Genomic DNA, 20,843 nt, shown 5'->3' on the forward strand with positions numbered 1-20,843 from the left:
CTAGTAGCCCTGCAGCGAGAAATAGAAGCGCTGCACGCCGTTGGCCGAGCTGATGTCGACGTAGTAGGGCTCGCTGCGGCGCTGGCGCGGCGTCGTCGGATAGGTCGTCGTGCAACCGCCATCGCTTCCTGAGCACACGCGCTCGGGCTTGGACAGATCGGCGCACAACTCTCCGCTGGCGGATGGCGATGTTTCTCCGCCCGGCAAGCCTGCGACCGGTGTTAGGCCTACCGGACAGGCTTCGTAAGGCTCATAGCCCGGGCCGCTGGCATGCCCTTCAGAACAGGTCGGCCAGCCGCCGCCGCGGGCGAGCCGGCGAAACAATTCCTGCATGACCGGCACGCAGTAGGGGATGCTGGACCATCCCGGATTGCTGGCCGCCGCGCACAGCAAGACCTTACACCCGAACGAAGCGTCCTGCGCCGCCGCAGGTGGGGCGGGTTGCACGAGGCCGAGGCTGAGGCCGGCCAGCAGGACTGAGCAGCGTTTCATTCCATCCCTCCGGATCGAGCTGGGGACGTCATTCACTAACCTGTTGCCAAGGTAACAACATCTAATATATTGTCTATTGAAAAGTGGAGAGCCTAGGGGCATGTCAAAGCGAATCGCGGCGATCGGATTGGGGATGATGGTGGCCTGCGCCGGCGCAAACGCTCAGGACGCAGCGAACGTTTCGCACCTCGCGACCGTCGATGCCTCCGGCCGCGTCATTCCACTGGACACGCCGCGATTCCGCCTCGACGCGAATGAAGCGGCGCGGCCGTGCGGCGGCGCGAAGGCGATGGCGCCCGACGACGCGCGAGCGCTGGTGGCACGCATCGCCACAGAGGAGAAGTTCTCGCCCGAATTCGCTCAGTCGGTGGCGAAGAGCGAAAGCCAGTACAACTCGATGGCGCTCTCCGGAAAGGGGGCGTTCGGCCTGATGCAGCTGCTTCCGCAGACCGCGCAGCGCTTCAACGTCGACCTCTGCAGCCCCGCCGATAACGTGCGCGGCGGCATCCGCTTCCTGCGCAGCCTCCAAGACAAATACAAGAACCCGTTCTTTATCCTCGCCGCCTACAACGCCGGCGAGGAAGCCGTCGCCAAGAGCCGTGGTGTTCCTCCCTATCCCGAGACCGTCCGGTTCGTCGCCCAAGTCATCAACGATTTCTACAGCTGGCCGGATCCTCGCGGCGCTGGCGCTCTCGCGTCCGCCCAGCCTGACGTCGTCGAACTCGCCACGCGGCCCGATGCGGCGCGTCCCCAAGCCGGAAGGCATTGGAACGATGGTTTCGTCATGCACGTCGATTGACAGGGAGGACTAGATGACTCGATGGATTTCGCGCACGCCCCTCGCTCTGAGCCTTGTGGCGCTCAGCGTCGTCGACGCCGCGGCACAGTCGGGCGGGACGCTGCAACCCGTGCAATCCACGCTCACGCAGTTGGTTCAGGCTTTGACAGGCCCGATCGCCACCGCGCTGGCGACACTGGCCGTCATCGCGTGCGGTCTGTTCGCCTGGTCCGGCCGTCTGACGTGGGGCATCGCCGGTAGCGTCATTTTCGGCATCGTTCTGGTGTTCGGCTCGGCGCAAATCGTCCAATTCTTCCAGTCGGCGGTCGGCCAATGACCGAAGCCGAGCTCGATGATCCGCTTATCACCCCGCTGGTCAAAGCCCTCACTCGCGCGCCGACGCTGATGGGCGTGCCGTATATGTACTTCATGTTCAACGGCGTGGTCTCGAGCGTGTGCTTCCTTGTCACCCACAATCTCTTCATGCTGCTGGTCGCGATTCCGCTCCATCTGTTCGGCTACGTGATGACTCTTCGCGACGACCGTATCTTCGAGATCCTGTTCGTCCGCTCGACAAGATGTCCGCCCCGCTCGCGCTCCTTCTGGGGCGCCGACAGCTACGCCCCGTGAGGCTGCCATGGTCGCCCGCGCCCTTCTCGACGAGCTCACCTTCGGCGCCGTGTCCCGCCGTGAGCGACCGGTGGCGTCGCACATTCCCTATACCCGCCACGTCGACGATCACATCCTCAAGACGCGAGACGGCCTGCTCCTCACGGTGTTGAAGCTCGACGGCTACTCGTTCGAGACATCCGACATGAGCGAGGTCAACGCCCGTCTGCTCGGCCGCAACGACATCGTCCGCACACTCGCCAACTCGCGCTTCGCGCTCGCCGCGCACATCATCCGGCGCGAGGTGCAACCACGGATCGCGTCGACCTTCGACAACGCGTTGTGCCGCGAGATCGACGAGCGCTACGACGCCTCCCTGTCGAAGCGTCGAATGTTCGTCAACGACATCTATCTCACGATCGTGCGCCGGCCGCTCCAGGGCCAGGCCGGAACCTTCGACGTCCTGATGACGAAGGCTCTCGGCCGCAAGGACGAGGCCGGCGAGTCGGTGGCCATTCAGACCGCCCTCAACGAGCTGCGCGATGCCGCGACGGCGGTTCGCGAGAACCTGGCCGCCTATGGCGCGCGGCAACTCGGCGTGGTCCGGCGCGACGGCATCTGGTTCTCCGAGCCGCTGGAATTCCTCGTGCAGATCGTGAACGGCGGCCTACCGCGGCCGATGCATCTGCCCCGCATGGACCTTGCGGACGCGCTCTCGACGAAGCGTCTCTTCTTCGGCCGCAACGCCATCGAGATCCGCGGCGCCAGCCGCGACGACACGCGCTTCGGCGCGATGATCTCGATCCGCGAATATCCGGCGCAAAGTGGTCCCGGTTCGTTCGACAATCTCCTGCGGGTGCCGCACGAATTTATCGCCACCCAGACCTTCGCCATCGTCGATCGGCCGGTCGCCGCCAAGCAGATCGATCGCGTGTCGCGGCAAGTCGATATGTCCGACGAGGCCGGTTCGATCGTCGCGGAGCATCTTGACGAGGCCCGGGACGAATTGCTGGCTTCCGAGGCGATCTATGGCGAGCACCACATGACGGTGATGTGCCTCGGCCGCGATCTCGCCGAGGTAGGCGCGGCCGTGACAGCGGCCGGTGCCGCGCTGACGGATCGGTCGGTGATCTGGGTGCGCGAAGACCTCAATTGCGAACCGGCGTTCTGGTCGCAGCTGCCGGGCAATTTCGCCTATATCGCCCGCAAGGCTGTGATCTCGTCGAAAAACTTCGCCGGCTTCGCCTCGCTGCACAACTATCCGAGCGGGCGCCCCGACGGCAACCACTGGGGCCCCGCAATCTCGGTCTTCGAGACAACGTCGCAGACGGCCTACTATTACAATCACCACGTTCGTGACATCGGCAACTTCACCGTCGTCGGGCCGACCGGTTCGGGCAAGACCGTGTTTCTATCGTTCATCGCGGCGCAGACGCAGCGCATCCAGCCGCGCCCCAAACTCGTCTTCGTCGACAAGGATCGTGGCGCTGAGATCTTTATTCGCGCTCTCGGCGGTCAATATGAAGCGCTCATTCCCGGCGAGCCCACCGGGTTCAATCCGCTGTCGCTGCCCGACTCGGCAGCGAACCGCGAGTTTCTGTACCAGCTGTTCGCCTTCATGCTGCGTCCGGCCAAGGGCGGCGATCTCAGCGCTTCCGAAGAGCAGGTGATCCGAAACGCAATCGCAGCGGCGCTTTCAGCGGGTCCGGACGGGCGGACGCTGAAGGCGTTCTCGACCTTGCTGCGCGGTCGCATCCGGGCGGGGGAGGGGGATCTCCTCGCGCGCTTGGAAAGCTGGATGCGGCCGGATCAGCGGGGCTGGCTGTTCAACAACGATGAGGACCAGTTCTCGATTTCGAGCATCTTCGGCTTCGACATGACGCGGGTCCTCGACGATCCCGTCATCCGCACCGCCGCGCTCATGTACATCTTCCACCGCACCGAGGAGTTGCTCACGGGCGATCCGGTGATGATCTTTCTTGATGAAGGCTGGCGGCTGCTCGACGACGAGGTCTTTGCCTTCTTCATCCGCGATAAGCTGAAGACGATCCGCAAGCAGAACGGCATCATCGGCTTCGGCACGCAATCTGCGGCCGATATCGTCCGCTCACGCGCGTCCAACACGCTGATCGAGCAGACCAGCACCAACATCTTCTTTCCGAATCCCAAAGCCGACGACGAGAGCTATCGTCAGGCTTTCCGCCTTTCGGGCCGCGAGGTCGACTGGATTCGCAGCACCGTCCCCGAAAGTCGGTCCTTCCTGATCAAGCACGGCCGGGACAGCGTCGTGGCCCGGCTGAACCTGTCGAGCATGCCCGACCTTATCAAGGTGCTGTCCGGTCGGACCGAGACCGTGGCGGAGCTCGACGCGCTGCGCGCGCGCGTTGGCGACGATCCAGCGGTGTGGCTGCCGATCTTCCTGGGGAGAGACCCTTCATGAAGACCATCCTGATCAGTCTCGCCGCGGCGGCGGCGGCGGCTTTGGCCACCCAGGCGCACGCGGCCATCCCGGTCGACGACGCAGCACAGCTCAGCCAACATTCGCTGACAGCCAGCACGACGGTCAAACTCGTACCGGTGACGACGCAGCGCAAGGACGCCAATAGCGGCGTCAAATGCGCGGTGACCACGGGCAAGAAGGCCAACGTCACCGATCCGACCGTGAAGCCGCAGGCGGGCGCCGGCAGCCAGGCCATTCGCTCCTATGCGCCGGACATGCCCGCCGCTCCCGATCCTGGGGCGCAAGGCGGCGCGTTGAACAGCCAGACATTGTTTCAGTCGAGCGGCAATGTGGTTGCCGGTCTCGATGCCAGTCGCTCGACGCTTGGCGCCGCGCAGTCAGGGTTTCAGGTCGCGGGCCAGCAGGTCGGCACGGGCTCGACCGTGATGGCGGCGATGGACATGAACAGCGCGGGGCGGCTGCAGAACAACCTTGCCTGGAACGGCGTCATCGATTCGACGAACCTTTGGGTCACCGCCCTGAACGCGCTCAACCTCGCCAGAACGAGCGACATGAGCCGGGCGGCCGGGGGCATGCGGGCGGCGACGGTGACGGGAGGACGGCCCGCCTCCGGTCCGGTCTGTCCCGTGGGCATGATCGGGACCGGCTCGCCGACTGACCCTTGCCGGACGCCGACGGGATGCTCGACCACACCGCCGGGCACGAACCCCGACCCTGGATGCGTCAGCGCCCGCTACGTCGACACCGACGGCAACGTCATCTTTTACCTCGCACAGGCGCAAGGCACACCGACGAACGACGGCGCTTCGACCGGGCCCGGCTTGACCGTGGCCGACGTCGCCGCGGCGCTGGCCGCGATCAACAACGACACCCGCTAGGGAGGATTTTCATGCGCACCATCCTTGCCCTCATCGCCATCATCGTGACCGCCCAATTGTCGCCAGCGTTGGCGCAAGTCCCGGTAATCGACAACGCCAACCTGCAAAAGGCCCAGGAGATCGCAACCAGCACCCAGAAGATCCTGACCGCCGATCAGCAGATCATGCAGTTCACCCAGAAGACGCTGCAAGCGGTGACGGGCGATCGCTCGTCCCAGGCGCAAGGAACGCTCGCACAAATGGCCCTCGGCGGCGGCTTCTCCATGGCGCAGGCGCCCTCCCTCGGATCGGTGATCTCGGGCGGGGCGCTGTCTTTCGCCGGCATGGGCTCGAACTCGCAGAACATCGTGTCGACTCTGATCAATGGCCTGCAGCTCGTACAGACGATCACCGGTCTCACCAGCGGCCAGAGCCACCCCGTGGACACGGCTTACAAGAGTTCCGTGAACGTCGCCGCTACGCTCTCGGGGCTCATCAACTCGACACAGAGCGCGGTGCAGCAGCGATCGAGCGCTTTCAAGCAGGGCGGCCAGCAGATCGGCCAAGCGCAGGATCTGAAAGGCAGCATCGATCAGAATACCCAGGTGCAGGTTCAGACCGGCCTGACGATCAATGAACTGAACGGGGTTGCGAACAATGCAGCCGCTGCGGCGAACCAGGCCAATCTCGATCGCATCGCGGCGGAGTCGGCCGCGGCGCGCGCCATGAAATTCACTCAGTAGCGGAGCGGGCGGCGAGCCGCGAAAAGCTTTCGCGCACGCCGCGCGGGACGGCGCAACACAACATCTGGGGCCCCCCATGTCGAAGGCCATTGTCATCGCGACAGCCGTGGTTGCGCTCGCCGTGGGCGTCGCGGTCGGACGCTACGCGCTCCGTCCATCCTCATGGCCGGCGACGGGCACCGCTGAAACGTCCCCCAACCGGAACGATGCCGCGGAATCCGCCTCGCGGGCCATGACATTCACGCAACCCAAGGCGCCGCCGCAGTGAGATCGGTATCGCTCCTCATGGCCAGCGCACTACTCACACTCGCGCTCGGCGGCTGTGCCTATAAGCCGCTGAAAGCGCCGTGTTCACCCGACGAGGGCGGCGCGCCGCTGGCCTACGCGCAGCTCCCTCCCGCGCCGCCCGCTCGAGCCGCGGTTGAGGCCGTTGACGCCTGCGGCCCGATGCGGCCGATCTGAGGAGCGCGATGGCCAACAATTTCAATATCACTTCGCTACTGCAATCCGTCGACCAGCTTGGCCAGAATTACGTTTCGACGGCATATCAGGCCCTCGCGAACGCGGCGACATCGGGCGGGACAACCGGCGTCGCCGGTCTACTCCTGACGCTTTACGTAATCTTCTGGGGCGTCGGGATCTGGCAGGGCACGGCCAGCGGCGGCCCGACGGATCATGCCTTCCGGCTCTTTCGCGCGATGATGATCTATGTCCTGGCGACCCGCTGGGGAGAATTCCAAACCTTCGTGTATACGATACTGAATGACGGTCCTTCCGCCATCGGCAACGCGCTGCTGAGCGCCGTCACTTCCGCCAACAATACCGGCACCTCGGCCAATCTCACCTCGGTCAACGCCGTCCAGTCGGCCTTGCAGAACATGTGGGACACGACCAATAGCGCGACCGAGGCGTTTCTACAGAATGCCGGCATTACCAATTGGGGACCCTACATCTTCGCCGCCGTTTTCTACGTTGTCATGGCGATCCTGATCGGTTTCGCCATCTTCCTGATCGTGTTGTCGAAGATGTTCATGTGGCTTCTGCTTGCCCTGGCGCCGCTATTCATCATCCTGCTTATGTTCGGCGTCACGTCGCGGTTCTTCAGCGGCTGGATGAGCTCACTCGCGCAGTATTTCCTTGTGCAGGTGCTCGTATACGCCTTCCTCGCCTTCTATGTCTCGCTGATCCAGCAATCGATCGACACGCTGAACGGCGTCGCCAACAGCAAGTCTGCCACATGGGCAACAATCGGACCGGTGGTGCTGCTCGCCATCATCGGCATCCTCCTGCTGAGCCAGATCAATAACATGGCGGCCGCTATCGCAGGTGGCGTCCCGATCTTCGCGCCCCGGCTCGGCGCGGTCCTGGCCACGGCCTCCGGCTACCGGATGGGGGCGGCCGCCAACCGAGCGCGCCTCGCCTTCCGCAATCCGTTCAACCCCGCTTCGATGTCGCGGCGGGAGGAGCTGGCCGCGCGGCAGAGAGCGCGCGTCGGCCTCCGCGCCGCGAGCTGGACGCAGTCCGCAGAGTTCCGTCGGCTCGCCGACCAACTCCGCAACTCCGGCGCACCGCCGGCGCAGGGCGGGGGAGGAAGACCGTGACGGATACCACGACCCAGTCCGACCGGGTTGATCCGCGCTATTATGCCGACGGCGCAACCTGGGAGCATGATATCGCCCGGCGCAACCGCAACTCGCGCGCGCTAGCCTGGATCGTCGCCACCGTGATGACCGTGGTTGCCGTCACCGCGCTCGCCGTGCTGGCGCTCCTCGTGCCACTCAAGACCTACGAGCCTTATATGGTCGTCGTCGACAAAACGACGGGGTTCGTCGAGGTCAAGCGACCGACCGCGGAGGGACCGCTGACGCAGGACGAGGCGGTGACGATGTTCAATGTCGTGCGCTACATCAAAGCGCGCGAGACCTACGATCCGAAGGCGCTGAAGGATAATTTTGATCTCGCCCAACTCCTCGCCGCCGGAGACGCGGCGCGCGAGCTCACCGAGATTTACTCGCCCGCCAATCCCAATAACCCGGTGAAGATCTACGGGACGAACACCGAGGTCAGCGTCACCATCAAGTCGGTGACTTTTCCGAACAACCGCACCGCTCTGGTCCGCTTCTCCACCGACGAAAAGTCGGCCACCAACATCGTGACTCGGCACTGGGTTTCTCTGGTGCGCTTCCGTTACACGTCCGCGCCCATGCGCAACGAATGGCGTTTCGACAATCCGCTGGGCTTCCAGGTGCTCGAATATCGGCGTGACCAGGAATCGGCGCCATCTCCGCGCAGCGTGGGGCAGCAGCCATGATGCGGCCGTCCGCTCTTGCGCTTCTTACCCTCTTACTGTCGACGGGCGCGGCGCTTGCCGAATCGACGCCGCGTCCCGGCCGCCTCGACCCGCGTGTGCGCGACGTCGTCTACAGCCGGGACAACGTCACCGCAATCGACGCCACCTACGGCACGTCGACGATGATCCAGCTGCAGCCTGACGAAAAGATCGAGACGTTGGCGCTCGGCGATTCCATTGCCTGGCGCGTCGAGCCGAACCGAAAAGGCGACATCATCTTCATCAAACCCGTGGAGAAGAACGCGCAATCCAATCTCAACGTCGTGACCGACAAGCGAGTCTACTCGTTCCTGCTGCGCTCGAACACGCGCCCGCCATCGAATCAGATCTACGCCGTGCGGTTTCGCTTCCCGGATGACGAAGCCAGCGCCCGGCTGCTTGCCGAAGCCAAGGAGCGCGCCGCCAATCCGAACTTGAAAGCGCTCAACATCGCGAACGCCAACAGCAACTACGGCTACAAGGGGTCTTCCACTAACAAGCCGGTCGCCGTCTTCGACGACGGCACCAAGACCTGGTTTCGGTTCGAGGGCGAGACGCCGGCGATCTTCATCGTCGACGCGGATCGCAATGAGAGCCTCGTCAATTTCCGGACAGAGGGACCCTATGTCGTCGTCGACAAGGTCTCCGCGCAATGGACCCTGCGCAACGGCCAGGAATCGACCTGCATCTTCAACCGCCGTCTGACCAACGTGCATGAGCCGACAGGCCTTGAGCCTTACGCGCCGCAGCGCGTGGGCGCGGCCACCGCCTCGGGAGGTTGAGCGCGCATGCCGACGGCCGACGATTATCGTTCACTGGAGCTCGAGGCGGCCGCCGCCAGCTCTGTCGCCCGGGGGCGAACCGCTGTCGGCGGTTTCTTGAAGATCGCCATACCGCTTGGGGCGCTGGCGATTGCCGCCTGGCTCATCTACGGATCGCTGGCCCGCCGGACTCCCACGTTGACGACGCCGGACAAAGAAGAATTCACGACCACCCAGTTTCCGGCGCCGTCGCTTTCGACGCCCCGTCCGCAAACCGATCAGGGCACGATCGTCGTGCCGCCGGCGCCGCCCGAACCCGCTCCGCCTGCTCCTCCGGTCGCACCGCCCCTGGCGCTGCCGCCGCCGCCGGCACCGGAACCGCCCCTTGTCGCGGCACCGCCCAACGATGACGAGGCGCGGCGGCTCGCGGAGCTCGAGCGGCAACGCCAGGAGGAAGAGCGACGGCGCTGGGAGCGGCTGCGCGCGCCACAGGTGATCGCTGATAACGCCTCGGCGGCCGCCGCTACGAATGGCGAGGACGGACCTCGTGGTGCGGCAGGCAACGAAGACGATCCCAATAGGCGCTTCCTCGCATCGGTCTCCGCCGCAGGGGTCGAAGTGGCCCGCGCATCAAAGAACGACCGCATCGACGCGCTGGTGGCGCAGGGCACGCTGATCCGCGGCGTGCTGGAAACGGCCGTACAGAGCGATCTGCCCGGCATGGTGCGGGCTGTCGTGACCGAGAATGTCTGGTCGTTCGACGGCCGACGCGTGCTTATTCCGTCGGGCAGCCGCCTGATCGGCGAGTATCGGTCCGGCATCGCCCAGGGCCAGACCCGGGTCTTCATCGTCTGGACCCGGATGTTGCGGTCCGACGGCGTGTCGGTGCAACTCGGTTCGAACGGCGCCGACGAGCTCGGCCGTGCCGGCAACGCTGGCTTCGTCGACAATCATTATCTCGAGCGCTTCGGCTCGGCGATCGTGCTGTCGCTGGTCGGCGGGGGAGCACAATTCCTCAGCGCATACGGACAGAACACCGACGGCTATGGCAACGGCACGGTCATCACGACCACCGACCCCGTGACCGGCGTCGTGACGCAGACCCAAACCGGCGTGAACCAGAACCAGCTTTCCCTGCAGGCCCGTCAGATCGCCGCACAGAACATCTCCCAAACTTTGACCAACATCGCTCAGGAGGCCCTGCGCAACTCGATCAACATTCCACCGACGATCTACCTCGACCAGGGAACGCGGATCATCGTGTTCGTGCGGCGCGATCTCGATTTCTCGGCATTGTATCCCGATCCGGTCAAGGAAGCCCTCAGGGAGCTGAAGCGTGAGCGTAGTGGCGCGAAGCCTGACGGTCTTCATTGATCGCGCGCTGGAGCCGATCCGACCTTGGCTCGAGGACGATCAGGTCGTCGAGATCTGCGCCAATGGGCCTGGGGAAGTCTGGGTCGAACGGTTTGGACAATCGGCGATGGAAAGGCACGAGGTGCCAGCGCTCAGCGAACACGCGATCCGCCACTTGGCCGAGCGCGTCGCGGGTCATTCGGGGCAAAGCGTCAACGAAGAACATCCGCTTCTGTCCGCGGCCTTGCCAACGGGGGAGCGCTTCCAAGGCGTCATTCCCCCAGCGACGACCTCGGGCGGTGCGTTTGCCATCCGCAAGCAGGTCATCAAGGAGATGCGGCTCGACGATTATCGCCGCATGGGATCGTTCGACAAGGTCGCGATGGCCGAAGAGGGCGCCTTGTCCGACGTCGATCGCCGCCTGTGCGAGCATCTCGACGCAGGCCGCATCGAGGACTTTATCAAGCTGGCCGTTGTCAGTCGATATTCGATCCTGCTTTCGGGAGGGACAAGCTCCGGAAAGACGACGTTCCTGAACGCGATACTCAAGGAAGTGCCGGCCGACGAGCGCATCATCACGATCGAGGACACGCGTGAGGTCAATCCGATCCAGAAGAACTACCTTCCCTTGGTGGCCTCGAAGGGGGACCAGGGCGAAGCGCGAGTTACGGTCGAAATGCTCCTGCAGGCTTCCATGCGGCTGCGTCCGGACCGCATTTTTCTCGGCGAGATCCGCGGCGCCGAAGCCTATTCGTTTCTGCGCGCGATCAATACGGGACATCCCGGCAGCATCACGACGGTCCATGCCGACAGTTCGGCCGGCGCCTTCGAACAGCTGGCGCTGATGGTGATGCAGGCCGGGCTTGGTCTGCGGCGTGACGAGATCATCGCGTACATCAAGTCCGTTCTTCCGATCGTGGTTCAACAAACCAAGGTTGGCGGCTGGCGCGGCACATCCGAGATCTATTTCTCGCGCATGCCCGACTGGCGACGCGAGCACGCCGCGAGGTATGACCGATGAGCCGCATCATCGCATTCCGCATTGGCATCGGGCTTCTCGTGCTTCTGGCGTTCTGCTTGTTCTGGAGCCTGGCGTATGAGGTGGTGGTCGCGCTGCGCTGGGCGCCCCACCGGTTCCCGAGCGAGGGCGCCGGCCGCTGGGCGCTGTTCGCGATGCAGAATGCCGACCGCTCCGCCGACTTTTTTCTGGTGGCATGGCGCCATTTTTATGAGCGGCTGGTCTATCCGCCGACGCGCGCCGAGGCACTCATCCGTGCCGGATACGCCGCCGCCGCAGTGGTCGCCCTTGGCCTCGCCGGCGCGCTCTTCGCCTACATCAACCGTCGACAGATGCCGTACGGAGCGGCTCGCTTCGGCAATCTGATGGAAGCGGCGAAGCGGGGTTTGACCAGCAAACGTGGAATCGTCCTCGGATTGCTCAGTGGTGTCACCATCCGTTCCGACGAACCTGCGCATATCCTCGTGGTCGGACCATCGCGGTCCGGCAAAGGGACGGGCTTCGTCCTGCCCAATGGTTATGTGTGGCAAGGTTCGGCAGTCTTCTTCGACCCGAAGCGCGAGAACTTCGAGGCCCTCGCCAACCATCGCACGGCGATGGGCAATAAGGTTTTCATGTTCTCGCCGGGATCGAACGACACACACCGCTACAATCCTCTCGACTTCGTGCGCCGCGACGAGCGCATGGCTACCGACTGTCTCGTGGTCGCCTCCTTCGTCATTCCAGAAAAGGCCGACGACACTTGGGCCGGCGCCGGTCGGCTCTTGCTCTCCGCCCTGATCGGCTATGTGCTTTCCTCGCCGCTGATCGAGGGCGCTCAGCACATGCGCACGGTGGCCCGTATGACGACCACCGGGAAGGACATCTCGACGGTGCTGCGGGCCATCGTCCGCACCGAGCGACAAAATCTGCCGACATGGGTGGTCGACAGCTTCAATCAATACATCGCGCTCGAGCCGGAGACGCGCAACAGCGCGGTCTTCAACGTCAACATGGCGATGAGCCTTTGGAACAACGGTCTCATCTCGGCCGCGACGGAAACCTCGGACTTCGACATCCGGGAGCTGCGGCGCACGCCGATGACAATCTTCATCGGATGCACGATCGCCGAGCTTTCAATCTTCCGGCCGCTCATTCGCATCTTGTTCCAGCAAATCCACGACCTTCTAATGGTCAAGATTCCCGGCGACGACGAGCCGCATCAGGTTCTGCTGATGCTCGACGAGTTCTATCACGTCGGCCGAATGGATTCGCTGATTTCCAAGATCACGATCAGCGCCGGATATGGCTTCCGGATGGCAATCGTCATGCAGGACCTCGCGCAGCTCGACGAGCTTTACGGCAAGAACACCCGCATCACCACAGTCTCTGGCTCGCAGATCAAGCTGTTCATCCAGATCAACGATCTTGAGACTTCGGACTTCGTTTCCAAAATGCTTGGTGAGACCACGCAGGTCTATAAGACGCCGATCCAGCGGCCGGGCCAGGGCATCTTCGCGCCGCGAGTCTGGTCGCCGCACTACACGCCGCGCCCCCTGCGCAGCCCGCTCGAGCTACGGGAAATGTCGGCGCGCCTGTCCATCCTGATGGTAAAAAATTCCCCGTCGTTCGAGCTGACCAAGATCAGGCACTACTTGGACAAGCCATATCGCGGTTATTACGAGCGCGCGAGAAGCGTCCCGCCGCCTCTGCCCAGATTGCGGGTCTGGCAGGATGAATCCCTTCAGGGAGCGATTAACCCCGGCCCCGACACGTCACATCTGGAGCCAACGGAGGCGGCCGCTGCCCGCGCACCGGCGCGATCTGGCAAAGCCTCGCCCCGCCGGCCGGCTCAAACCAGTGCGCCGAAGGCGAAGAGGCCCAGCGCCGCCGCAAAGGAAGCCCGTGCGCCCCTTGTTCTGACCACGGCGCCGGCGCCGCCGCCGCAGCCCCGCAAGGGTCTCGAGCTCGGCGCTGGACCCCCCGCTCCCTCAGGAGAGACCTGCAATGTGCGGGACATTCTTGCTGCGGCGAGGCGGGACGAGGCTGACGATTTCGCGGCAATGATCAATATCGTATTAGATGCACCTGGACCCAGACTTCGCCAGGCAGCGCAGACCCTTAAAGATCTAGATAGTGAGTTCGGAGAAGAGCGCTGAGGCTTTGAGGCGGCTAGAGAGCGCACCGCGAGGGAAGCTAGATGCTTTTCTAAGAGCCCGCGCAGCTACAGTCTCAAAAGCTCCCTTACGTCGCTAAATTCATTTCGCTGAGCCGTGCGTCTTATCAATTCTCAGACGCTGCCATGAGTTTACGCGAGGAGTTTGATTCGGATCGCCGTCGCAATGGCGTGCGCCTTATTTACCGCTCCGAGCTTCTCGCGCGCGGCGGCAACGTGCTTCAAAACCGTTGCGCGGGAGATGCCTAGAATAACCGAAATCTCCCAATCCGTTTTTCCTTCCCCCGCCCATAAAAGACAGTCGGACTCTCGGGGGGTCAAAGCTGCGGAGAGTCGTCTGCGTGCGATTCGGTGATGGAGATAGCTCCCAACCGCGTAGCTTGCAGCGAAATTAAGCGCAGCAACCTCGCTAGGCTCGATAGCGTTCGCCGGACCTCCGAAAGAAACGGCGACAAGGTCACCTTCGATCGTTGGAATTGGAACGACGTAGCCGTCCCGGAGCCCAAACTCTGTCGCCTCTCCGCTAATCAGTTTGACGTTCTCCCGTTCTCTATCAGTCCTGTAGGCATCAGACCATGCAAACGGCGCCCGATCATACAGTAACCGCAAGACGATGGGGTCACGTAGTACATAGCCGCTATCGTTGTATCGCTCCGCCCAACCTTCCGGAAATCGCTGAAACAAAATGCGTTTTGGCATTTCGTCTAGCGGGACCGGCCGCAACGGAACGATGCCGCCGAACACAGATGTGAAACCAAGGGTCGCAGCAAATGCGAGTAGACACGCTTCGACTTCTATCGCGCTCTGCGCTTTCTCGACTGCTTCGATAAAGCCCACTGTTTGGTTGAATCGGTCGGGCACCTTCCGCTCCTCCTTTTTTTCATGCGTCTCCCTTGGGGATAGCTCGATCCATTCTGAATGGAGGAACTCGCAAGAGGTCGGTTTCGGTCGATCAAATCGGTAAGGCGTGCGACCTCGCGTCGAGAGAACGTGGTTTGAGCTGCGCGCAGACCCCTCCGATAGGAAGCCATGTCCATCTTCGGGAGTTTCCAGAGGGACCTCGGCGCCGGCCTTGGACGTCGTGCTCGATGTCCCACGGTGATTGGGATCCACGAAGGTCGATCACCTGCATGGAAAGATTCTGGGCTTGCGATTGCTACCGAGCCTACCGAGGGCGCCCAGGAACCTTCGCTTTTTGACACTTTCGTCGCACTCACGTTTCCGATAAGCGGAGAGCGGGATGTGCATATCCGCTCTCCGCTTACTCATTGGATTGCGTCAGGGAGCAATGGTGATGCGGTTGTCCACCTTCGTCACACCAGGTGCGCGCCAGGCGGCCCGCTCAGCCTCCTGGCGTTCGGCCCACGAGCGAACCGCGCCCGTGAGCGTCACCTCGCCGCCATTTGCGGTCACAACGATCCGATTGGCGTCAATCTCGGCGCTCCGCTTGAACGCATCCTCGATCTTCGACTTGATTTCGGACGGCGCGACGCGGGGCTTCAGCGTGATCAGGTTACTGATACCCTTTATGCCTTTCAGTGCCCGGACCGCACGTTCAGCGCGCGTGCGCTGGTAGTCCCATTCGACGGTGCCCTCAAGCGTTGCCCAGCCAGTCTTCACCAGCACCTTGATATTTTCGTGCGCGTAGGGGAGCTCGGTCTTGATCGCGGCAACGGCGTCGCGCGCCAGCTCTGGATCCGTACGCTGACTCTCGGTGGGAAGCCGCACTTCGATGTCGTTCGCCAGCCCGAGAACTCCGGACACACGCTTTGCGGCCCGCTCTGCTTCGTACTTTTGCAGATAGCTGCGGACGAAACCCGTGAGCGTCACGACGCCGGACTTGACCGCAACGCCGATGTCGGTGGCGTCGATGTCGGGGTCCCACTTCAGCTCGAATTCCACGTCGCGCTTGATGTCACTGTCAGATCTCATTGTTCTATTTCCTTCTGCCAATTGAGCATGGCCGCGCTGCGAGGCCCCTGGTCGGTCCTCCGCAACTTACGGCGTAACCACGCTACGCCGGGCATGGTGGCGCGCGCTGACAGGCGTCAGTTTTCGATGTGGACGCAGATTCAGCACGAAGCTGCTCTCGCGACGAACCGCCACTTGGCAGGAAAACAAACGTCCGACCTTCAGGGGCAGGCCGGCTGCAACCCGTGGAGCGCCCCCTGTCACGCCGCGTGAGCGGGCCTTCGGAAACAGCTGTCCGCGCTTCGAGCGCCGTATCTCGCGAAAAACTGTCGATTGTCAGTGTCGGTCGGAGGCGGAGTTGCCATCAATGCTCTTTGTCTGCCGACAGCTCCGCGGCGCTTGCCCGCCAAGAGAAAGGGCCCGTGAGCTGGACCTGACGCATCAGGTTGAGGCCGATGTGCAGATCCGTAGCGATTGCCGGTGCAACCCTGAGCCCGCGCTGATTCAACCACGCTGCAACAAGGGAGATCATCAATGACAACCAATCTTAAAAGTATACTGCTTTCCGCGGCGGCGCTGAGCCTGGTCGCCGCACATGGGGTTCCAGCCCGTGGGCAGGAACAGTCCCAGTCTCAGGCGAACCCGGCGCAGGAGCAATCGCCGACGGCGAAGTCAGCACAACCCGAAGTGGATGCTGGCGTCGCCAAACGGGCAGACGAAGAACGCAAGAAGATCGTCGTCGACGCCGAGACAGCGCTCGACCAAACGAAGAAGGCATTGGCGCTGCTCGGCGACAAGAAGACACAAGAGGCCCTCGAGGCGCTTGAAGTCGCTACCGGGAAGCTCGAACTTATCCTGGCGCGGGACCCCAAGCTCGCACTAGCGCCGGTGGACACCGGGGTCGTCATCCGCGATCTATACGCGGATCCCAATGCCGTAAAAGACGCGATCAAGGAGGCGCGGAGACTGCTCGGCGACGGAGAAGTTCAAAAGGCACGCCCGTTGGTCAGTAACCTCGCCAGCGAGGTGGTGTTCCAGACCACGAATTTGCCACTCGCTGCCTATCCTACGGCGATCAAGTCCGCGGCCGGCCTCATCGCCAAGAGCAAGGTGGATGAAGCAAAAGACACCCTTCAGGCGGCGCTGAACACGCTGGTCATTACGGAGGTGGCCGTGCCACTGCCCGTACTGCGCGCGCAGGTTCTTTTAAAAGATGCTGAAAAGCTCGCGGAAGACGATAAGCGCTCGGAAGAGGGCAACAAATCGCTCGCCGCGCAACTCGACGAAGCCCGGAAGCAGATCAGAATGGCGGAGGCTTTGGGTTACGGCAAGAAGGCGGACTTCGAGCCGATATTCGAGCAGATCAAAGAGATCGAACAGAAGTCAAGTGGTGGGAAGAGCGGCAAGGGTTGGTTCGACAGGATCAAGAAGCAGGTCTCAGACCTGTTTTGATGCAACGTCGGCTCGGCAGACCGGGGCGCCTCCACCCGTCCGCAAATTCGTACATGGCTCGGCCGCCAGCAGCTTGAGCAGCACTTCGCTCGGACTCTGGCTCCGGGTGGAACGAGACCTCCCAATAGCTTCGAGCGGCAAACACTGCTCGAAGCGGAGGAGGTGGCGGAGCTGCATGCGAGGACCGAGTGGACCCATCCGCGGGATGTACTCTGGAACTAGCGGCAATACGGCCGGCCAAGCGACTCCCACTCCCCGCGGATGCGGCAACCCCGCGCAGAGTCTTGGCTAAACCCACCGGGGAAACCTCAGGACGATCCAAAAAAGGAAATCGACATGAACCAAGACACGCTTCCCCTGCCTGCAACAGGAGTTCTGATCTGCACGTTGCAAAAAAACTGGTGGGTCTTTGTACTCCGCGGAGCTTTGGCTTTAATCATCGCCGTAATCGCTTTCGTAATGCCGGCAGACTCTCTGCTCGCGCTGACGCTCGTATTCGGTGCGTACTCCTTCGTCGACGGCGCGTTCGAACTCGTCTCCGCCATTCGACGGATCCGTAAGGAGGAACGATGGGGATGGCTTGCCTTCAGCGGCGCGCTTGGCGTCTTGACCGGCATTATCGTGGTGGTATCGCCATTTGTCGCCACGCTGGTGCTTGCAACGTTTCTATGGGTGAGCATTGCGTTCTGGTCGATGCTCTCCGGTGTGTTTGAAATAGCTGCTGCCATTCGCTTGAGAAACGAGATTAAGGGCGAGGTCTGGCTGTTTATCAGCGGCCTTCTTTCCGTCGCGCTCAGCATACTCGTCATTTGGCTTCTGGTAACGCGGCCGTTTGAGACCTTCCTCGCACTGGGCTGGCTGCTCGGCATCTATGCCGCGATCCTTGGGGTCGTCCTCATCGCGCTCGGACTGAAGCTGCGAAAGTCATCGGGGGCATCTACGTCTGGACGCGAAGAAGCGGCACTATTCTGAATCGCGGGCGCCGGCGGGGTGACTGGGCTTGTCAAGTATCGCCGACCGCTCCCTGAGGCTCCCCGACAAGCCAGTCGACGAAGCTGGCAGCATGCTTCCCGCTTTCGGCCTGCTGCGGGATGATTGAGACATAACCGGTCCTCGGGAAGAGGATATCCGGCAGCGGCGTCGTCAGCCGTCGACTGGCGATGTCGATCGCCAGCGTCGGTAGCGGGCCGACCCCGATGCCGAGCCCGTCTTCCACTGCCTGGCGCGTGGATCGGTCAAATATCTTGCGCGGGCGTCGGACAAGATGCGGGAGCGCCGGCACGAGCCTGTTCGCCCAATCGCCGGGGCGGGTTTCGCTTGCGAGCAGAGTATGCCGCTCGATATCGGCGGGCTTCAGGATCGGCCGCTTCGCGAACAGCGCGGGCTCATAACCAGCGTGTCGACATCAACCAGCACCGGCACGACGCGATGTTGGCGCCACCCATCCTCCCTAACGACGCCCCGTCGGATCGATACATCGACGCCACCTCGCAATTCCTCAACGACGCACGAAATCGTCGTGACCGCCATTTCGACATGCGGATGGTCGGCACGGTAACGACCAAGCCGTGCCAGCGCATCGCCAAAGTGGTCGGGGCGCTCATCAACATCTCGTCGGCCTCGCCCCGGCTCGAAGTCCGAACGAATATGTGGACTACGCCGCCTCGAAGGCTGCCCTTCGAGAGGTTCACAACCGGCCTTGCCACGGAGGTCGCTCGGGACGGCATACGCGTCAACTGCATCGGACTGGGGCCCGTCTACACTGAGATGCATGCCAGCGGGGGAGAGCCGGGACTAGGATCGAGACAAAGATCGATCCCCATGGGGCACGGGCGGGCAGTCCGAAGAGGTTGCGCGAGCGATCCTTGGCTAGCAAGCGCCGAGGCCTCCTTCAGCACCGGCACATTTCTCGATGTCACAGGCGGCAAGTGATCAACGGATGCGGCGATACAGGCTGCGCTTTGTAGGACCGCTTGCACGCCGCCATCCGGCGCGGCCCGGCAACTGTTACGGTCGGCGTTTGTTGTTTTTGTCGTCGACTTCCTCAAAGTCAGCATCGATGACCTCATCGCTGGACTTGCTCTCTGCACCTGGGCCGCCGGCGGCACTCTCGTGGACCTTCGCTCCGAGGTTCGATGTCGCCGTCCGCAGCGCCTTCGTCTTAGCTTCGATATCCGCAACCGAGTCCGCGCCGACCGCAGACTTCAGGTCTTCAATCGCTTTCTCAAGCGCGCTCGCATCGGCGGCGGGGGTCTTGTCCCTGGAGTCACCTAGGACTTTCTGGCTCGCAGCAATCTCAGTTTCCGCCAGGTTCTTCGCCTCAACCAGGACCCGCCTCTTCTTATCGCTTTCCGCGTTCGCCTCTGCCTCCTTGACCATGCGTTCAATGTCAGCTTGTGACAGGCCGCCGGACGCTTGGATGCGAATCTGTTGTTCTTTGCCCGTCGCCTTGTCCTTAGCCGAGACGTTGACAATTCCGTTGGCGTCGATGTCGAAAGTGACCTCGACTTGCGGGAGGCCGCGAGGCGCCGGGGGGAGGCCGACGAGATCGAACTGGCCGAGCAGCTTGTTGTCGGCTGCCATTTCGCGCTCGCCCTGGAAGACACGGATCGTGACCGCAGTCTGGTTGTCCTCGGCGGTGGAGAAGATCTGGCTTTTCTTAGCCGGAATGGTGGTGTTGCGTTCGATGAGACGCGTGAACACACCCCCCAATGTTTCGATGCCAAGCGACAGCGGGGTCACGTCGAGAAGCAGCACATCCTTGACATCGCCCTGCAGCACGCCGGCCTGAACGGCGGCGCCGATCGCCACCACCTCGTCGGGATTCACGCCCTTGTGCGGCTCCTTGCCGAAGATATCGGCCACTGTCTCCTGGACCTTCGGCATGCGGGTCATACCGCCCACGAGCACGACCTCATCGATTTTCTCGGCCTTAATTTTCGCATCCTTCATTGCGTCCCGACATGGCTTTTCGGTGCGCTGAATCAGCTCATCGACCAACTCTTCCAGCTTGGCCCGCCGGAGCTTGATCTCAAGATGCTTTGGGCCGTTTTGATCAGCCGTGACGAACGGCAGGCTAATGGTGGTTTCCAGGGCCGATGAGAGTTCGATCTTTGCCTTCTCCGCCGCTTCACGTAGACGCTGAAGCGCAAGGCGGTCGTTGCGCAGATCAATTCCCTGATCCTTCTTGAATTCGCTCGCGAGCCAATCAATGATCCGCTGGTCGAAATCCTCGCCGCCGAGAAACGTATCGCCGTTGGTGGCTTTCACTTCGAACACGCCGTCGCCGATCTCCAGCAGCGAGATGTCGAACGTACCGCCCCCGAGATCGTAAACCGCAATCGTGCCTGATTTCTTTTTGTCGAGACCATACGCGAGCGCAGCGGCGGTCGGTTCGTTAATGATGCGCAGAACATCGAGTCCGGCGATCTTGCCAGCGTCTTTGGTTGCTTGGCGCTGGCTATCATTGAAATACGCGGGAACGGTGATGACCGCCTTCTCGACCTTTTCGCCGAGATATGCTTCGGCCGTCTCCTTCATTTTCACGAGTATGTAAGAACTGATCTGGCTGGGGCTATACTTCTTTCCCTGCACCTCCACCCAGGCGTCGCCGTTATCCGCCCGAACGATCTTATATGGAACCAGCTTCTTGTCCTTCTCGACCATGGGGTCGTCGTAGCGACGGCCGATCAGGCGTTTGATCGCAAAGATGGTGTTTTCGGGATTTGTGACGGCCTGACGCTTGGCCGGCTGCCCTACGAGGATCTCACCCTCCTTCGAAAAGGCCACAACGGAGGGCGTGGTGCGACCACCCTCGGCATTTTCGATGACCTTGGTCTGCGAGCCCTCCATGATTGCCACACAGGAATTGGTTGTACCCAGGTCAATACCAATCACCTTGCCTGCCATACTATGTCTCCTTAG

General features: G+C 62.5%; 22 protein-coding genes. 17 read left to right on the top strand and 5 right to left on the bottom strand.

The window, feature by feature from the left end; all coding sequences use genetic code 11:
- Window positions 1-492 carry a hypothetical protein gene (locus AC1RM7_RS23000; protein ID WP_137901539.1) on the bottom strand — a complete coding sequence of 164 codons (492 nt, stop codon included), beginning with the start codon at window positions 490-492 and terminating at the stop codon, window positions 1-3.
- Between the two features lie 133 nt (window positions 493-625).
- On the opposite strand from AC1RM7_RS23000, the gene AC1RM7_RS23005 reads away from it, so the two are divergent.
- From AC1RM7_RS23005 to AC1RM7_RS23070, 14 genes are all read left to right on the top strand, one after another.
- Window positions 626-1,291, top strand: a complete 666-nt coding sequence (locus AC1RM7_RS23005) for a lytic transglycosylase domain-containing protein (protein ID WP_441931908.1) — start codon at window positions 626-628, stop codon at window positions 1,289-1,291.
- A gap of 13 nt (window positions 1,292-1,304) precedes the next feature.
- Window positions 1,305-1,607, top strand: coding sequence for a TrbC/VirB2 family type IV secretion system protein (locus AC1RM7_RS23010; protein ID WP_006023715.1), 303 nt, complete (start codon window positions 1,305-1,307; stop codon window positions 1,605-1,607).
- Complete coding sequence (locus AC1RM7_RS23015) at window positions 1,604-1,900, top strand: VirB3 family type IV secretion system protein (protein WP_006023716.1); 297 nt, start codon at window positions 1,604-1,606, stop codon at window positions 1,898-1,900. The genes AC1RM7_RS23010 and AC1RM7_RS23015 overlap by 4 nt, the downstream gene beginning before the upstream one ends.
- 7 nt (window positions 1,901-1,907) lie before the next feature.
- Window positions 1,908-4,319 carry a VirB4 family type IV secretion/conjugal transfer ATPase gene (locus tag AC1RM7_RS23020; RefSeq protein ID WP_137901541.1) on the top strand — a complete coding sequence of 804 codons (2,412 nt, stop codon included), beginning with the start codon at window positions 1,908-1,910 and terminating at the stop codon, window positions 4,317-4,319.
- Window positions 4,316-5,218: a hypothetical protein gene (locus tag AC1RM7_RS23025; protein WP_137901542.1), complete on the top strand. Its 903-nt coding sequence runs from the start codon at window positions 4,316-4,318 to the stop codon at window positions 5,216-5,218. The genes AC1RM7_RS23020 and AC1RM7_RS23025 overlap by 4 nt, the downstream gene beginning before the upstream one ends.
- Window positions 5,219-5,229: 11 nt before the next feature.
- A complete protein-coding gene (locus AC1RM7_RS23030; protein WP_137901543.1) occupies window positions 5,230-5,940 on the top strand; it encodes a type IV secretion system protein in 711 nt (236 codons plus the stop codon).
- 76 nt (window positions 5,941-6,016) lie between these two features.
- Window positions 6,017-6,208 carry a hypothetical protein gene (locus AC1RM7_RS23035; RefSeq protein ID WP_137901544.1) on the top strand — a complete coding sequence of 64 codons (192 nt, stop codon included), beginning with the start codon at window positions 6,017-6,019 and terminating at the stop codon, window positions 6,206-6,208.
- 17 nt (window positions 6,209-6,225) lie between these two features.
- A complete protein-coding gene (locus AC1RM7_RS23040; RefSeq protein WP_492839516.1) occupies window positions 6,226-6,402 on the top strand; it encodes a hypothetical protein in 177 nt (58 codons plus the stop codon).
- A gap of 8 nt (window positions 6,403-6,410) precedes the next feature.
- Window positions 6,411-7,541 (top strand): TrbL/VirB6 family protein, encoded by a 1,131-nt coding sequence (locus AC1RM7_RS23045; protein WP_137901545.1) that lies wholly within the window; start codon window positions 6,411-6,413, stop codon window positions 7,539-7,541.
- Window positions 7,538-8,251: a VirB8 family type IV secretion system protein gene (locus AC1RM7_RS23050; protein ID WP_137901546.1), complete on the top strand. Its 714-nt coding sequence runs from the start codon at window positions 7,538-7,540 to the stop codon at window positions 8,249-8,251. Before AC1RM7_RS23045 ends, AC1RM7_RS23050 begins: the two co-directional genes overlap by 4 nt.
- Entirely contained in the window at window positions 8,248-9,051 is an 804-nt protein-coding gene (virB9, locus tag AC1RM7_RS23055; RefSeq protein WP_137901547.1) for a P-type conjugative transfer protein VirB9, read from the top strand. The genes AC1RM7_RS23050 and virB9 overlap by 4 nt, the downstream gene beginning before the upstream one ends.
- A gap of 6 nt (window positions 9,052-9,057) precedes the next feature.
- Window positions 9,058-10,404 (top strand): type IV secretion system protein VirB10, encoded by a 1,347-nt coding sequence (gene virB10 / locus AC1RM7_RS23060; protein ID WP_137901548.1) that lies wholly within the window; start codon window positions 9,058-9,060, stop codon window positions 10,402-10,404.
- Window positions 10,367-11,404, top strand: coding sequence for a P-type DNA transfer ATPase VirB11 (gene virB11 / locus AC1RM7_RS23065; protein WP_137901549.1), 1,038 nt, complete (start codon window positions 10,367-10,369; stop codon window positions 11,402-11,404). Before virB10 ends, virB11 begins: the two co-directional genes overlap by 38 nt.
- Window positions 11,401-13,539: a type IV secretory system conjugative DNA transfer family protein gene (locus AC1RM7_RS23070; protein ID WP_393986240.1), complete on the top strand. Its 2,139-nt coding sequence runs from the start codon at window positions 11,401-11,403 to the stop codon at window positions 13,537-13,539. The genes virB11 and AC1RM7_RS23070 overlap by 4 nt, the downstream gene beginning before the upstream one ends.
- 149 nt (window positions 13,540-13,688) lie before the next feature.
- Here the strand turns inward: AC1RM7_RS23070 and AC1RM7_RS23075 are convergent, their stop codons facing one another.
- Together AC1RM7_RS23075 and AC1RM7_RS23080 are read right to left on the bottom strand one after the other, a co-directional pair.
- Entirely contained in the window at window positions 13,689-14,417 is a 729-nt protein-coding gene (locus tag AC1RM7_RS23075) for a LuxR family transcriptional regulator (RefSeq protein ID WP_393986241.1), read from the bottom strand.
- Between the two features lie 417 nt (window positions 14,418-14,834).
- Window positions 14,835-15,488 carry a BON domain-containing protein gene (locus AC1RM7_RS23080; RefSeq protein WP_281807078.1) on the bottom strand — a complete coding sequence of 218 codons (654 nt, stop codon included), beginning with the start codon at window positions 15,486-15,488 and terminating at the stop codon, window positions 14,835-14,837.
- A 513-nt stretch (window positions 15,489-16,001) separates the two neighbouring features.
- Between AC1RM7_RS23080 and AC1RM7_RS23085 the strand changes: the two genes are divergently transcribed.
- Window positions 16,002-16,919: a YfdX family protein gene (locus AC1RM7_RS23085; protein WP_393986242.1), complete on the top strand. Its 918-nt coding sequence runs from the start codon at window positions 16,002-16,004 to the stop codon at window positions 16,917-16,919.
- 336 nt (window positions 16,920-17,255) lie between these two features.
- Window positions 17,256-17,891, top strand: coding sequence for an HdeD family acid-resistance protein (locus tag AC1RM7_RS23090; RefSeq protein WP_393986243.1), 636 nt, complete (start codon window positions 17,256-17,258; stop codon window positions 17,889-17,891).
- A 31-nt stretch (window positions 17,892-17,922) separates the two neighbouring features.
- Here AC1RM7_RS23090 and AC1RM7_RS23095 read toward each other — a convergent pair whose 3' ends face one another.
- Window positions 17,923-18,297: a LysR substrate-binding domain-containing protein gene (locus AC1RM7_RS23095; protein WP_393986293.1), complete on the bottom strand. Its 375-nt coding sequence runs from the start codon at window positions 18,295-18,297 to the stop codon at window positions 17,923-17,925.
- A gap of 164 nt (window positions 18,298-18,461) precedes the next feature.
- On the opposite strand from AC1RM7_RS23095, the gene AC1RM7_RS23100 reads away from it, so the two are divergent.
- Complete coding sequence (locus tag AC1RM7_RS23100; protein ID WP_393986294.1) at window positions 18,462-18,851, top strand: SDR family oxidoreductase; 390 nt, start codon at window positions 18,462-18,464, stop codon at window positions 18,849-18,851.
- A gap of 75 nt (window positions 18,852-18,926) precedes the next feature.
- Here the strand turns inward: AC1RM7_RS23100 and dnaK are convergent, their stop codons facing one another.
- The gene (gene dnaK, locus AC1RM7_RS23105; protein WP_393986244.1) at window positions 18,927-20,828 is read right to left on the bottom strand and encodes a molecular chaperone DnaK; all 1,902 of its coding nucleotides are present in this window, start codon (window positions 20,826-20,828) and stop codon (window positions 18,927-18,929) included.
- Window positions 20,829-20,843 lie beyond the last annotated feature (15 nt).

Source organism: Afipia sp. GW822-FHT03D08, assembly GCF_058801645.1.

Coding starts and splice junctions, on each gene's coding strand:
- AC1RM7_RS23000 (WP_137901539.1), bottom strand. CDS start 492: ATGAAACGCTGCTCAGTCCTGCTGGCCGGCCTCAGCCTCGGCCTCGTG.
- AC1RM7_RS23005 (WP_441931908.1), top strand. CDS start 626: ATGATGGTGGCCTGCGCCGGCGCAAACGCTCAGGACGCAGCGAACGTT.
- AC1RM7_RS23010 (WP_006023715.1), top strand. CDS start 1,305: ATGACTCGATGGATTTCGCGCACGCCCCTCGCTCTGAGCCTTGTGGCG.
- AC1RM7_RS23015 (WP_006023716.1), top strand. CDS start 1,604: ATGACCGAAGCCGAGCTCGATGATCCGCTTATCACCCCGCTGGTCAAA.
- AC1RM7_RS23020 (WP_137901541.1), top strand. CDS start 1,908: ATGGTCGCCCGCGCCCTTCTCGACGAGCTCACCTTCGGCGCCGTGTCC.
- AC1RM7_RS23025 (WP_137901542.1), top strand. CDS start 4,316: ATGAAGACCATCCTGATCAGTCTCGCCGCGGCGGCGGCGGCGGCTTTG.
- AC1RM7_RS23030 (WP_137901543.1), top strand. CDS start 5,230: ATGCGCACCATCCTTGCCCTCATCGCCATCATCGTGACCGCCCAATTG.
- AC1RM7_RS23035 (WP_137901544.1), top strand. CDS start 6,017: ATGTCGAAGGCCATTGTCATCGCGACAGCCGTGGTTGCGCTCGCCGTG.
- AC1RM7_RS23040 (WP_492839516.1), top strand. CDS start 6,226: ATGGCCAGCGCACTACTCACACTCGCGCTCGGCGGCTGTGCCTATAAG.
- AC1RM7_RS23045 (WP_137901545.1), top strand. CDS start 6,411: ATGGCCAACAATTTCAATATCACTTCGCTACTGCAATCCGTCGACCAG.
- virB9 (WP_137901547.1), top strand. CDS start 8,248: ATGATGCGGCCGTCCGCTCTTGCGCTTCTTACCCTCTTACTGTCGACG.
- virB10 (WP_137901548.1), top strand. CDS start 9,058: ATGCCGACGGCCGACGATTATCGTTCACTGGAGCTCGAGGCGGCCGCC.
- AC1RM7_RS23070 (WP_393986240.1), top strand. CDS start 11,401: ATGAGCCGCATCATCGCATTCCGCATTGGCATCGGGCTTCTCGTGCTT.
- AC1RM7_RS23080 (WP_281807078.1), bottom strand. CDS start 15,488: ATGAGATCTGACAGTGACATCAAGCGCGACGTGGAATTCGAGCTGAAG.
- AC1RM7_RS23085 (WP_393986242.1), top strand. CDS start 16,002: ATGACAACCAATCTTAAAAGTATACTGCTTTCCGCGGCGGCGCTGAGC.
- AC1RM7_RS23090 (WP_393986243.1), top strand. CDS start 17,256: ATGAACCAAGACACGCTTCCCCTGCCTGCAACAGGAGTTCTGATCTGC.
- AC1RM7_RS23100 (WP_393986294.1), top strand. CDS start 18,462: ATGGTCGGCACGGTAACGACCAAGCCGTGCCAGCGCATCGCCAAAGTG.
- dnaK (WP_393986244.1), bottom strand. CDS start 20,828: ATGGCAGGCAAGGTGATTGGTATTGACCTGGGTACAACCAATTCCTGT.